Annotated in this window: 10 protein-coding genes; 2 read left to right on the plus strand and 8 right to left on the minus strand. The window is 41.1% G+C overall.

What is annotated here, in order from left to right:
- Nucleotides 1-68: 68 nt before the first annotated feature.
- Together ACN6KS_RS21910 and ACN6KS_RS21915 are read left to right on the plus strand one after the other, a co-directional pair.
- Nucleotides 69-1,259 (plus strand): coenzyme F420-0:L-glutamate ligase, encoded by a 1,191-nt coding sequence (locus ACN6KS_RS21910; RefSeq protein ID WP_094872864.1) that lies wholly within the window; start codon nucleotides 69-71, stop codon nucleotides 1,257-1,259.
- A gap of 169 nt (nucleotides 1,260-1,428) precedes the next feature.
- On the plus strand, nucleotides 1,429-2,544 hold the full coding sequence (locus ACN6KS_RS21915; RefSeq protein WP_440960470.1) for an IS110 family transposase: 1,116 nt from the start codon (nucleotides 1,429-1,431) through the stop codon (nucleotides 2,542-2,544).
- Nucleotides 2,545-3,141: 597 nt separating this feature from the next.
- Here ACN6KS_RS21915 and ACN6KS_RS21920 read toward each other — a convergent pair.
- The 8 genes from ACN6KS_RS21920 to ACN6KS_RS21955 form a co-directional block, all read right to left on the minus strand.
- Nucleotides 3,142-4,281 (minus strand): 5-methyltetrahydropteroyltriglutamate--homocysteine S-methyltransferase, encoded by a 1,140-nt coding sequence (locus ACN6KS_RS21920; protein WP_094877933.1) that lies wholly within the window; start codon nucleotides 4,279-4,281, stop codon nucleotides 3,142-3,144.
- A gap of 127 nt (nucleotides 4,282-4,408) precedes the next feature.
- Nucleotides 4,409-5,182, minus strand: coding sequence for an ABC transporter permease (locus ACN6KS_RS21925; RefSeq protein WP_094872868.1), 774 nt, complete (start codon nucleotides 5,180-5,182; stop codon nucleotides 4,409-4,411).
- Nucleotides 5,160-6,143 (minus strand): ABC transporter ATP-binding protein, encoded by a 984-nt coding sequence (locus tag ACN6KS_RS21930; protein WP_094872904.1) that lies wholly within the window; start codon nucleotides 6,141-6,143, stop codon nucleotides 5,160-5,162. The genes ACN6KS_RS21925 and ACN6KS_RS21930 overlap by 23 nt, the downstream gene beginning before the upstream one ends.
- A gap of 264 nt (nucleotides 6,144-6,407) precedes the next feature.
- On the minus strand, nucleotides 6,408-7,262 hold the full coding sequence (locus ACN6KS_RS21935) for an IS3 family transposase (RefSeq protein ID WP_440960104.1): 855 nt from the start codon (nucleotides 7,260-7,262) through the stop codon (nucleotides 6,408-6,410).
- A 20-nt stretch (nucleotides 7,263-7,282) separates the two neighbouring features.
- Nucleotides 7,283-7,972: a helix-turn-helix domain-containing protein gene (locus ACN6KS_RS21940; protein ID WP_440960103.1), complete on the minus strand. Its 690-nt coding sequence runs from the start codon at nucleotides 7,970-7,972 to the stop codon at nucleotides 7,283-7,285.
- Nucleotides 7,973-8,308: 336 nt separating this feature from the next.
- Nucleotides 8,309-9,412, minus strand: coding sequence for an alpha/beta hydrolase (locus ACN6KS_RS21945; RefSeq protein ID WP_094872871.1), 1,104 nt, complete (start codon nucleotides 9,410-9,412; stop codon nucleotides 8,309-8,311).
- Between the two features lie 53 nt (nucleotides 9,413-9,465).
- Entirely contained in the window at nucleotides 9,466-10,815 is a 1,350-nt protein-coding gene (locus ACN6KS_RS21950; RefSeq protein WP_094872873.1) for an MFS transporter, read from the minus strand.
- Nucleotides 10,816-11,094: 279 nt separating this feature from the next.
- The gene (locus ACN6KS_RS21955; RefSeq protein WP_440960471.1) at nucleotides 11,095-13,593 is read right to left on the minus strand and encodes a GH39 family glycosyl hydrolase; all 2,499 of its coding nucleotides are present in this window, start codon (nucleotides 13,591-13,593) and stop codon (nucleotides 11,095-11,097) included.
- Between the last annotated feature and the right edge of the window lie 25 nt (nucleotides 13,594-13,618).

A 13,618-nucleotide genomic window follows, 5' to 3' on the forward strand; every position in this document is an offset into this window, starting at 1 on the left:
GTATAGTAATATAGGATAAAAACCATTACTTATATAGAGAGTATACCCTTATAAGAGGAGAGATTGTATTGGAAAGAGTAGTTGGAACAGTGGTGCGCGGACTTCGCGGACCCATCATTAACAATGGGGATAACATAGAAGAAATCGTAGTTCAGACCGTATTGAATGCTGCAACAATCGAGGGTTTTAAGATAGAGGATCGCGACATTGTAACCGTAACAGAATCCATTGTGGCTCGGGCACAAGGAAACTATGCGACCATTGATAATATTGCTGCTGATATTAAAGCAAAATTCGGTGAAGAGACTGTGGGTGTTATTTTCCCTATTCTTAGCCGTAACCGGTTTGCTAACTGCTTGCGTGGAATTGCCAAAGGGGCACAAAAAGTAGTCTTAATGTTAAGCTATCCATCGGATGAAGTAGGCAACCATCTTGTAGACATCGACGAATTAGATGCTAAGGGTGTCAATCCATGGACGGATGTATTAACTGAGGCTCAGTTCCGTGAACATTTCGGCTATATTAAGCACCCATTCACAGGTGTTGACTATATCGAATATTATAAAAGCTTAATTGAAGCTGAAGGTGTGGCTTGTGAAGTCATCTTCTCCAACAATCCGAAAACCATTTTAAACTACACAAAAAATGTATTAACTTGTGATATTCACACACGGTTCAGAACCAAACGAATTCTCATGAGCAATGGTGCTGAAAAAGTATTTGGTCTGGATGATGTTCTTACACAATCCATCGATGGCAGCGGCTTTAACGAAGCTTATGGTCTGCTTGGCTCTAATAAAGCAACAGAAGAAAGCGTAAAGCTATTCCCTAATAACTGCCAACCTATCGTAGATGGTATCCAAGCAAAAATTAAAGAAATTACAGGTAAAACTGTAGAAGTAATGGTCTATGGCGATGGTGCATTCAAAGATCCGGTCGGTAAAATATGGGAACTGGCAGATCCAGTTGTATCCCCTGCCTATACTGCAGGACTTGATGGAACGCCAAATGAGGTGAAATTGAAATATTTGGCCGATAACAACTTCTCTCATCTTCGTGGTGAAGAGCTGAAACAAGCCATTTCTAAATATATCCAGAATAAAAATGAGGATCTGGTTGGTGCGATGGAAGCCCAAGGGACTACACCTCGTAGATTAACGGACCTGATTGGTTCATTATCTGATTTGACTTCTGGTAGTGGAGACAAAGGAACACCAATGATTTATATTCAAGGTTACTTCGATAACTATACAAAATAATATAAGTACAAAAAAGGGAGCCTCTTAACGAGAGCTCCCTTTTTTGTACTTTGCGTTTTATAGATTAGTTATGATGAACGAAAAGCAGCCCCTGTTTCGCACACCGTAGGTTAAAATGGAAGTTAAAAGGACAACCATTTCAGAGCTACATACGAAAGGAGCTGTTACTATGAAGAATACCATAAAATACGTTGGTTTGGATGTATCTAAAGAAAAAATTGCGGTGGCCATTGCAGATGAGGGTCGAGAACCCGCGCGATATTATGGAGCCATTCCCCATACCCCTGATGCAGTCGCTAAAATAATTCGGAAACTCAAAGGTTCAGGGATTACGCTAGAGGTCTGCTATGAAGCTGGACCTACCGGATATGACTTGTACCGCTGGTTGACGAAGATGGGGATTTCCTGCGTGGTGATCGCACCTTCGCGTATGCCACAGCGCCCTGGCGATGCCATAAAAACAGATCGACGGGATGCTGAAAAACTGGCTCAGCTCCACCGTGCAGGAGAATTGACTGCGATTTATGTACCGACTCCAGAACTCGAAGCCTTACGAGATCTTATTCGTGCGCGAGAAGATGCTAGGCAAGACCTACATCGGGCTCGGCAACGACTCATTCATTTTTTGTTGCGCCATCAAATTCACAAGCCAGAGGGCATGAAAAAACGCTGGACCAAAAGGTACCGGGAATGGTTGTCCATGCTGAGGTTTGATCATGCAGCTCAAGAACGAGTTTTCACCGAATCCCTGCAACAGCTCCGGGAAGTGGAGGAGCGAATCAAGCGCCTTGAAGCCGCAATGCGAGAAGAAGCGCAGATCTGTCCCTACGCACCTGTCATTCAAGCATTGCAAGGTCTGCGGGGAATCGCTCTGCTGACAGCTATGACTTTAGTGGTTGAGATTGGGAATTTCGAGCGTTTTCGTTCACCGGCTCAGCTCATGAGTTATCTGGGACTCGTCCCACGGGAGTATTCATCGGGAGCAAGCACCAAAAGAGGTAGTCTTACAAAAGTCGGAAATTCTGGAGTAAGGCGCGCACTGGTAGAGTCTGCATGGAGTTACCGTCACCGTCCAGCGATTAAAGGAGATTTAACCGTGCGATTGGAGGGGCAAAGTGCTCATGTGCATGAAACGTCGTGGAAGGCCCAAGAACGGTTACACAGCAAGTATCTGAAGTTAGTCAGACGCGGGAAGCACCGAAATTTAACCATGGCTGCAGTAGGTCGTGAGTTAGTTGGATTCATCTGGTCGATTGCGGTAGACGCAGAACGAAGAATGGCATAATTCGAATAAGAAAGAATAAAAAATATCCCAAGAGATTTGAATCCTTGGGGCATGGAGACAAAGAGAAAGGTACGAGGAGAATCCGTGAATTCCCTATGCACAGGATCCCTGATCTGACGTGCGAAATTAGTTTGCGGAAGCTCTTTCGACGTAGGCATAACATGTGGTAACCAACCCACGGATAGCAGATTGCCAGCCGACGACTTGCATTTTGTCTCTGTGCCCAAGGGATTGAAAACCCTTTGGTTTAAAGGGGAAAACAGGGGAATTGACGAATTCGTTCATAGCAGGGAATTTCTCCCTAAAATTCAGAGATATTTGATCATTAGGCTGACAATTAGGGAATTCCTCCCTATAATTCAACTGATTTGGTCGTGAATTTAGTTATCCCCCGATTTTTAGGGAGGAATTCCCTGATTCGATTCATTTAGAGGAATGATCGGCTTTTATTAGGGAGATTTTCCCTAATCTAGTCACTGGTATAGATAGAACTAGCCAAGTATATCGATGCACTCGCTTTAAATCAAAATAAACCTTAAGCCGAGTCGGATGAATATCCGTGCGGTTTAAGGTGTTTTTTTAACTTTTTACTTATCCTTAATTCCAGATCTCTTCCGCAATCTCTTTAATATACGCAAGCTTGCGCCATTGCTGCTCCTCTGTCAGGTGGTTACCTTCTTCCGTAGAAGCGAATCCGCATTGCGGGCTCAGGCAAATCCGGTCCAGATCAACATATTGCTTTGCTTCTTCAATACGCTTCAGGATATCTTCCTTGCTCTCCAGCTCACCAAATTTGGAAGAGAACAGACCAAGCACGACCTGTTGATTGTCTTTTAGGAAGCGCAAAGGTTTGAAATCGCCCGCCCGTTCCGTATCAAACTCCAGATAGTAACCTGAGTAGTTATTGATGTTCAGAAGTGTTTGCGCGATAGGTTCATAACCTCCGCCTACTCCAGCATAAGTAGAAACATAATTGCCTCGGCATACATGTGTCGTTACAACCAGATCTTCCGGCAGACCGGATACTACTTCTTCGTTCAACTTCGCAAGCTCGTTCGCATATTCAGCTACATTCACACCAACCTGATTCATAAATGCTATAAACTGTTCGTCGCACAGAGCTCCCCACGTGCAATCGTCGATTTGAATGCTGCGGCAGCCCGCTGCATAAAAGGCAAGAATTGACGCTTTGTATGCTTTGGCAATATCCGAAATTAGCTCTTCACGATTCGGGTATAATTCATTCGTGCTTTCCTTATTTTCTGCCCGATCCAGCTCAAACAGGAATTGCGCAGCTGCAGGAATCGATTGACGCGCAACAACGCCCTCGCCTGCAGCGCCTTTTAAGAATTCATAATGCGCTACAAAAGGGTGGCTGCTGTAGCTTATTTTCCCGGTCAATCGGGCTGTTTCTGGTCTCGACTGCGCGCCGTTAAACTGGTAGCCTTGATCAATAATAGTCCGCTCTACACCATCAAATCCCCAGAAGAAATCGAGGTGCCACCAAGAACGGCGGAATTCGCCGTCAGTTACAGCTTGAAGGCCTACCTCTTTTTGCTTCTGCACTAGCTTAACGATTTCTTTATTTTCAATTTCCTTCAGCTGCTCAGCGGTAATTTCGCCGTTTTTGAATTTTGATCTAGCCTCTTTCAACGCTTGAGGGCGCAGGAAGCTGCCAACAATATCATATCGAAATGGAGTAACGGTTCGTTGTTTAGGTTCGGTTTGAGTGCTCATATATTAATCTCCTCGTAAAAAATTATTAAAATTAATATAGCATATCCGATGGCCTATACCGTTACACCAATGAGTTATGGCAGGTTATAAGTATTAGCTATACCTAAAGAATAAACGTTTGTGTAGGCTAATATTGCCCGAGAAGACCTTTCTTCATGGCTATTTTCTCGCACCGATCAAACACAAAGAGCCCTAAAATCAAATACACTAGCGAATTTAATAGTAATACGCCATAATCTGATAAGGGCAACTCCGTTAGCGTAAGATTCTCTATCATCACTGTTCTTACCATATTCACGCCTTTGACGAATGGAGCAAACGCCAGAAATGGTGCGACAGATATCGGAACAAATACAAGTCCCATCAAAACGAATTGGAAAATCTGTAAAAATGCTTGAATTTGTTTCACGATAACAGCCAAACCAGCAATCATAAAGCTGACCCCCACCATACTTATCATCGTAACTATAATGATTGGGATCGTAGTCATAGGATTTAAGCTCAACCACTGCCCGGAGGTCAGCATCGCACCAAAGAGTAAAAGGATCATAATAACAGACTGTAAGCCCAATTGACTGATGATCCGCGTGAGCATGATTTTCCACACGCCCAAGGGAGACATATATAACTGTTCTAACGTTCCACGCGTCGCTTCTGTGATTACCGAATAACCAATAAAATTCATCGTCATCATCGTTAAGCTCCAAAAGACCACACTTACAATGGAGTATTGAACATTCGTATCAAAGCTGGCCGGATCTCCTATGAACATAATTCCAAAAAATGCAGCCAGAAATATAATATAAAAAGTGGCTACTAACGCAATCGTGTTCGGTAGATAACGTTTCATCTCAATATATTCCTTACGAAAATTCGCATTAAATAAATGGAGCCATTTCATGAGTTCTACCTCCTTTCACAATCTGAATAAACACTTGTTCAAAATCAATCGTAATACGATCAATACTTTCCACCATGGTTCCTTCCTCTTTCAGGAGATCAAACAACTCGTAGATATCCTGCCCATGCTCTAAGTTCACTTCCACAATCGTTTCATGAGAGCTTGCTTTATAAGTACTTAAAGGGAATATACTCAACAGTTTATTCTCCTGTTCTAGGCTTAATTGCTCACCCAGCTTAATGGAATATGCCCTTGTTTCAAATAACTTAAGTAAATTCTCCACCCTGTCATCAATCACAACTTCACCTTTATTAATGATAATGGCACGGTCACACAGCTCCTGAACGACGGGCATATCATGTGAGCTAATAATGATCGTACGTCTTTCTTCCCTTACTATCGTTTTTAGAATATTACGTAATTCATAACTAACCTCAACATCCAAACCGAGCGTTGGCTCATCCAGCAAGATGACATCCGTATTAGCTAATAACGCCACAGCGATTGCCAGCTTTTGCTGCATCCCCCGGGATAATCCATTAACCAGCTCATTCTCCTTTTCTTTAAGATTGAATTGCCCTAATAATTTCTCTGTTTGATCGACTATTTGCTTCCGAGAGTACCCCCGGTTACCTGCAAAATATTCTAAATTTTCCCGTACGGTAAGACGCCAATATAAATTCCGGTTTCCCTCTAATACAGCACTAATATGCTCTAGCGCTTTCAGTCTCTTCTTGCATATATCTAAACCATTAATGGAAATAGAACCCCCATCCGATTCTAACAAACCACAAAGCATCTTTATTGTTGATGTTTTCCCAGCCCCATTGGGGCCCAATAAACCGAGAACCTCACCACGATTTACATGAAAAGAAACATTACGAACGGCATGTATTTTCTCTTTCGTCTTTCTTTTCGCATAGACCTTGCTAATCCCCTGTACCTCTATAATTTTCTCCACCTTATAACCATCCTCTCCCGTACGATTTTTAAAGAGTGATTCCATTGTTAAATTCATTTTATTTTAGAATCTAAATTTAGATAACTGGCTCCAGATGGATACTTTCTCCGTCTGGGGGATGAGATTTGGGAAAGCGCTTGTTTATACAAGTACGACAAAGAGACACAGCTCTTTGAAGTGCTCCCTGTCAAGTGGACAGTGTAAAAAACAAAAATAGTTAGTTTAGATACCTCAGCTCGTATTACTAGAGCTGAGGTATTTTCGTTATGCAGCTCGTCGGTATTCGTTAGGTGACAAGCCATCCAAACATTCTGTATAGCGGTAATTATTGTAGTAGTGAATATATTTGCTAACCTCCGTGAGGACTTCTTCATAGGTATCAAATTTTGTAAGATAATAGCTTTCTGCCTTGTAAGTACCCCAAAAACGCTCAATAGGTTGGTTATCCAAACATCGGCTCACACGAGACATGCTTTTCTTAAATCCGTATTTCACATGAAGTCGGTTATACTCATGTGACGTGTACTGGAAACCTCTGTCGCTTTGTAGAAGAGGAGATACGCCAGGATTCTTCGCGTAAGCCCTTTTCAACGTATCCATCACGAGTTTATTGTTGTTGGAATGGCTTAATACCCATGAAACAATGGAATTATCATATACATCAATAATGGCACTCAAATAGGCTTTGCGCCCATTCCCGTACTTCAGTTCTGTCACATCTGTACACCATTTTGAATTAGGGGAATTGGCATCAAAGTTACGGTTCATTACATTTTCAGCTACATGGATCTCCGTAGCTTTCACATAACTTGCTCGTTTTCTGCGAATGACTGCTTTAAGCCCAAGAGCACACATAATTCGGTAATAACGCTTTTTGTTGTACTGCTTTTTGAGCTTTCGGTTTAATTGCGTGCGCATTTGACGGTAGCCAAGAATCCCTTTTCGCTTGTCATATCGTAGCTTTACTTCTTTCGCTAACGCACGAGTTTCAAGTTCTATGCAAGAGGGTTTCCATTTTAACCACTTGTAATAGGCAGATCGAGCAACCCCAGCTAACGCACACAACTTCGTAATTGCGTGACCTTTTTCTTTGTTCAGTTCTTGAATCGCTTGATACAAGTTTACTTGTCGAACGAGGGTTAGCGTGTATTTCGTCGCTTGATCTCTGCCAACTTTTTTGCGAAGTCATTCTCCATCTCTAGGTATTCATTTCGCGCTTCTAGCTCTTTAATCCGTAGCTTAAGACGTTCATGCTCCTCTAGTTCTTCTACAGGCTTTTTACGACCTCGATTGTCCTGAAGAGCTTCCTCACGGCCAGCTTGATATTTCCGAACCCATGCGTAAACTTGCTGATAAGATACACCGTATTTTTCAATCGCTTTCTGATAATCCAATTCATTAGCGATGGTATATTGTGCAATTTCAATACGTTCTTCGAAAGTTGTTTTACGTCCTTTGTTCATATGAGATAGTCCTTTTCCTTTATGTGTAGGTTTTAATTCTATCTCATTAGTATACTTGGTAATCCATTTGATCAAAACACTTCTACTTGAAATATGATGCTTGTTTGTCGCCTCTTCAACGGAGAAACGACCAGACAACACTTCGTTAACAGCAGCCAGTTTGAATTCCTTAGAGTATGTTTTCCATGTTCTCGATTCCTTTAACCCGTCCAAACCATCTGCTTTATATTTCCTAATCCATTCTCTAACCGTGTGCGAACTAAGACCTCGCTGTTTTGCCTCATAGTTTGGATTCGACTTGTGCTCAAGGCACAGCCGTACGACATGTAATTTTACTTCTAAAGATGCTGGACTTCTTTTAGACATTAGAAAAACTCCCGTCATTGTAGCAGTAGAAGTTTTTGTTTTTTCTACTGTCTACTATGACGGGAGCATATCACTTGAGATGTGTCTGGAGTCTTATTTTCTTCATGAAAAAAACTAAACCTAGGGCTTGCTGAACATTCAAATTTCTCTGTAAAAACAAGGGTTTGTAGCTTCCAGACGAATTCCCCTGCCTACTGTATAACATCAGAATGACATACTAAAAAAGCTGTGTATTAATAATAAGAAAGTGGTGAAATTTTAATAAAAATCGCCCTCTTTCATCTTGCTGATTAGACAAGATAAGGAGAGCGATCTTTTATATTACCATGCACGTTATTATCCGAAAATGCGCTTAATTCCTCTAGCAATTTCATTCATACAATCCTCTGCTTGTGGGTAAACGCCGATTTTATCCATGAACGCGTGGTCCATTCCATTATATCGGATATACTGTGTATTAACGCCTGCACGTTGTAGTTTTCTAGCGTAGGCTTCACACTCAAGTGTCAAATAATCATACTGTGCAGTAATAATTAACGTGTCAGGCATACCGCTTAAATCCTCTACTAATAAGGGAGAAGTATAGGCGCTTGTTGCAGGAATTTTGCCTTGTAAATAAATATTGTCCAGCATAGTCGTCATATCCCCCATACCCATTAGTAGTCCCTTGATCAGCTCATGATGATTGTTAATCGTGTACTCTTCGATATTCCATTCGAAATCATCCGTTGCTGCCCCAGCCATGTTCACCGTCGGATAAAGCAAAGCCTGGAATTTAATCATACCTGTTCCTAGATCTCTATCCTTCATCGCGCATACCGTTGATAAGTTCCCACCTGCGCTATCGCCACATACTGCGATTTGATTCGGATTTATATTCAGTTCTGCCGCATGCTCATATACCCAGCGAACAGCATCAAAGCAATCGTTTAATCCTGCAGGAAACGGATGCTCAGGTGCAAGGCGGTAATCCACCGAAACAACAACTGCATTTGCTTTCTCAGCAATTGCTTTACACGGATTCTCCACTACATCCAAAGTACCTCCCAGGAAACCACCACCGTGGAAGAAGACTACCGCCGGGACCTTCGAGCCTTCAGCTGGAGAATAGATCCGAACTGGGATAGAACCCTCTGAACCTTCTATATCTTTCGATTCTGTAAGAATATCCGTTGTTGTTACATCTGTATTCGGCGAGCCCATCATTGCACGCATCCCCTGAACCATTGCCATTAAATCAAACTCTCCCTCAGGTGGCTTGCCCATCGCAGCCATCTTTTCAGCACTTTCGATGGTTGTCTGCAAAACACGAGCGTCCATTTCTCCCTCAGCATCTGAATCTGGAAGCTTTTTAATCATCATGTCTAGACCTTTGACATTCTTAACCTCTGTCCGTCTCTCTAGTTCTGCCAACAGATTTTCATATAGATATTTTTCCATGATGTCCTTCATCTCCCAAGTTAAATTCTTAGTTTTAATTATATAATTCTTATTTAGGCTCCAATTCCGGGGCCTCTACGAGCTTTCAAGTCACTAATCATTTGGGGCTCATCTTTATCTAACTTATAAAACAGGAATAATAGAATAACAATGACATTCGCAATTAAGGGTAACCATACAAAATTGAATTCAATTGCTAGCAAAGCCGATGGCGCTTGCGCTTGATTCGGTACATATTTCCCTAACGCTAGAACCCAAGCTGCAATCGCACCCCCAAGCCCCATTCCGAACTTAGCACCAAAACTGCTTGCGGCAGATAGTAAGCCTGGTGCCCTTACTCCTGATTTCCATTCTCCATAATCAATCGTGTCAGCAATCATCGCGAACAGTAGACCAAATGCAAAGCCCCCACCAAAATTACTGATTATGACACCCGTTAATGCAAGCGGAACAGACATCATCTGTGCACCTAGATAAACAATGATTTGCCCCACAATACCAATGATCATCCCCGTAAAGACCACATTCCGTTTACCTAATTTCTTACTAAAATAAGGAACTAGTATAATCGCAAGTAACATTAGAACGTTAAGGCCATTAACAAGCGGAATTAAGTCTTCTCTACCTAGGTTATATTTAAAGTAATAAATAGTAGCAGGACCCTTTGCTGTAACTCCGATAAATACGAACAGGCCAGTAGCCAAAAGGATCCACCAAGGTGTGTTCCCTTTAATTGCCTTTACTCCTTCTTTAAAAGGGACGGGACGATTGCCTTCAACTTGAACACGTTCCCTTACATTTTTAAATGTAATCAAGAAAAATACGACTGCTACACCAGCATAGATCATCATCGTTAACATAAAACCCTGTTTTTGATCGCCTTTTCCTAACACATCAACAAGAGGTAGTGTCGCAATACTGACAAATATAGCTCCTACTTGCGCCAGAATCATACGAACCGATGAGACCACCGTTCTTTCCTGTGAATCACTTGACATGCTTGGCAAAATCGAAGTGAGGGGCAAGTTAATACCTGCGTATAAGACATTCAGTAGAATATAGGTAATATACGCGTAAGCCAATTTTCCTGTATCCCCGAAATCCGGAGACAGGAACGCAAGAATTGCAATTGCCGCGAACGGAATCGATAACCAAAGAAACCAGGGTCTGGATTTCCCATATTTCGAAGTCGTGCGGTCAATTAAGACTCCAAATACCGGTCCGTCGAACGCATCAATAATTCTCGCTAAAAGGAATAAGGTTCCTACAGCTGCGACATTCAACCCATATACATCCGTGTAGTAAAACATTAAATATAAGGTAACCGTCTGGAAAATAAGATTAGAAGCCGTATCTCCTAGACCATAACTGATTCTTTCTTTCCATGAAACTTGTTTATTCATACACGTACCCCCTGTAAATTTCATAGTAAGGAAGCTTCGACTAACCGTAATGTAACCCCTTACATTTGTGATTATAGACAATTTTCATCCATTCCACTTTCCGTTTCTTAATCAAAAATAGACCAAATTTCATGATTTTTATCATTAGTAAATTAAGCGCTTTCAATAAAATCATAAAAAAGGGCTGATCCAAATCCATGAAATGGATTTGGATCAGCCCTTTTTGAGTGTATTGATTTATATAGTTTTTTAAACCTATTAAGATTTCATTTAAAAGCACTATACATCATACACAGGCCATAGTTCATATAATCGAACTTCATGAGGGTTTAATTTACATTTAATATCGAGCGAACTTTGGATATCAATCGTCTTCCTCACTTGATTGGGTACAGCCTTACGATTCAAATAGGCCACTTCCTCTGCATCAAGTGTACTTGGTGCACCCATCTCAAGCCATGTATCATAGGCGCTGCCGTGATCCCGATTTATCGTAGTTTGACGAAGCTTGTATACACCACTTGGTATTCCTTGGATCACAAAACTCATCTCTAAATTATTCGTGTCTCTGAAGACGTGATATCGATTCAAAGCGTCAATTCCTAGTGAATCAGACGTACCATACAATCGATCAAAATGACAATAATGGTAAACCATCAATTGATAGCCTTGCGACGATTTTGTGAGACAATATCCAGCGCCAAGCTCCATTAGGCGATCACCAAGCTTGCCTAACAGCTCATAAGCATAATAACCTGGCTTTAGAATTCCATTGCTCGTTACTAAGCCCAATCCACCATGAAAGGGTTCCTCTGCTGGCGGCAGCTCCTCCAGTAAGTCCGTCAAGGACCAGTAAGCTAAGCTCTGCAGTTCATCTAAATTCTCTAGTACATTCTTCACAATATAGGCTGCTTTATAACAGGTATCGTTCGTCAAATCGCGGTGAAATGGTGTTGAATTCCATTCCGTTACTTGAACATCAGGCACTTGTGAGAGCTTTGCTTTCAGTTTATCTTTTAACAAATGAATCGTTTCATTCAAATAATTATCGTTACTTAAATGTATCCAAGATATTGGTTTATCTACTACTCGCTGCTCTCGTACTGGATAACTGTGGAACGATATAACATCGGGAATACAATGATTTGTGATACAGAAATCTAAATAATGATCTAACCAAGACTCTTGATATACCGTTTCTGAAAAAAGATCTGGGCCCCCCATTTGGAATTTAGGGCAGCTAGCTTTAACAGCTTGATAAGTCTGAATATACATTTCGCCATAATCTTCGAACGCATCTGGCCAAAAAACTTGCAAATCAGGTTCATTCCAGCAAGCAAAATACCAATGCTTCATCTCTTCTTCGCCATAACGGTTTTTGCAGAACAAAAGTAATTGCTCCACGAGCTTTCTCCACTTCCCTATGTCCTTGGGTTTACTCAGATTACTCTTCTTATAGAAGAAAGAAGACTCACTACTCGCTAAATCTTTAGGCATGAAGCCAAGCTCAATATAAGGGCGAAGTCCAATGCTTCGTATAAAATCTATTAATTGTCCGACATAGAAGAAATTAAAAATCGGACTGCCTTGTACATCCTCACGATAAACCATCATCTCATCATCAAATATCCCATGAAACCTAATATGACTAAACTGGACCTTTACCTGAATCAACTTTAAATGTGTTTGCACTTCACTCATTAAAATTTCCTTCGCCTTGCTTATCGTACATATTTTTCGCCAATAAGGTTTAATCACCGTACTCTTACCGGAGAGATGCACCCTAATTTCTTTTGAGACTACACCTTTATCAAGCGTCTTATCGGCTGTTTGCTGATCAGGTGAAGGCAAATACTTGAATAAAGCCTCATACGCATTCTCACGATCAAAATCCAAGTAAGTTGCATAATCATTTGAAGACAGGTTCTCATGCTCCTCATACCTTTGCAAATCCTTACGGTATTGAATCGGTGTTATTTTATAAACCTCCTTAAACACCTTGTGAAAAGATTTCAAACTCGGAAATCCATGGTCCATAGCAATTTGAGTAATGGAATGATCCGTGTAAGTAATATCTCTGACAGCATGCTTCAATCGAAGCTGATTGACATATTGACTAAAGGACTTCCCCATACTTTTCTGAAAAAAACTAGACAAATATGGAACCGATAAGTGTTCCTGCTCCGCAATATCGAACAAACTAAGTGATTTCATATAGTTGCCTTGGATGTAGTTCACGATACTTAACATACGCTCTGTGTACTTGGAACCAATTCGACTACTATTATCTTCGCGACTCTCTCTGAATTTCCAAAGCAGTACGTAAATTAGCTGGAATAGTAACGACTTTATTTTGAGCTCATAGCTATAATTTTCTTTGTTATATACCCACATCATTTCGGCTAATAAAGAGCGGATTTCATTAAATTTCTCTTGCTCTTCCTCTCCATATAGAAAGGATTTGCATAGGAACCTAACTTGATCGATATCGGCAAATTCAGTTTTAATGAATGAAATGGGAATCTGCAAGGCAAGCACCAAATTATTCTCATGGGATTGAATGGAATGAATTTCATTGCTGTTGATGATCAAGACATCCTCTTCTTGTAGGGTAAATCTTTTCTTTTCAATATAGACATCGACTTTCCCTTTGAGAACGAACAGTAACTCAATGCTGTCATGCCAGTGGTCCTCCACAAATTGCGCATTATGAAGAAATATATTAATTGGCAAATCATTGTTCATTTGAATGCTTTCATAAATGTAATCCAAAGCCACCGTTCACCTCTCTTCATCCTTTATT

This window comes from Paenibacillus nitricinens, assembly GCF_052056485.1.
GTDB classification, from domain to species: domain Bacteria; phylum Bacillota; class Bacilli; order Paenibacillales; family Paenibacillaceae; genus Paenibacillus_AQ; species Paenibacillus_AQ nitricinens.

What these genes read in the sequence shown, in the direction of transcription:
- ACN6KS_RS21915 (WP_440960470.1), top strand. Translation starts at nt 1,429, where the DNA reads ATGAAGAATACCATAAAATACGTTGGTTTGGATGTATCTAAAGAAAAA.
- ACN6KS_RS21920 (WP_094877933.1), bottom strand. Translation starts at nt 4,281, where the DNA reads ATGAGCACTCAAACCGAACCTAAACAACGAACCGTTACTCCATTTCGA.
- ACN6KS_RS21925 (WP_094872868.1), bottom strand. Translation starts at nt 5,182, where the DNA reads ATGAAATGGCTCCATTTATTTAATGCGAATTTTCGTAAGGAATATATT.
- ACN6KS_RS21940 (WP_440960103.1), bottom strand. Translation starts at nt 7,972, where the DNA reads ATGTCTAAAAGAAGTCCAGCATCTTTAGAAGTAAAATTACATGTCGTA.
- ACN6KS_RS21945 (WP_094872871.1), bottom strand. Translation starts at nt 9,412, where the DNA reads ATGGAAAAATATCTATATGAAAATCTGTTGGCAGAACTAGAGAGACGG.
- ACN6KS_RS21950 (WP_094872873.1), bottom strand. Translation starts at nt 10,815, where the DNA reads ATGAATAAACAAGTTTCATGGAAAGAAAGAATCAGTTATGGTCTAGGA.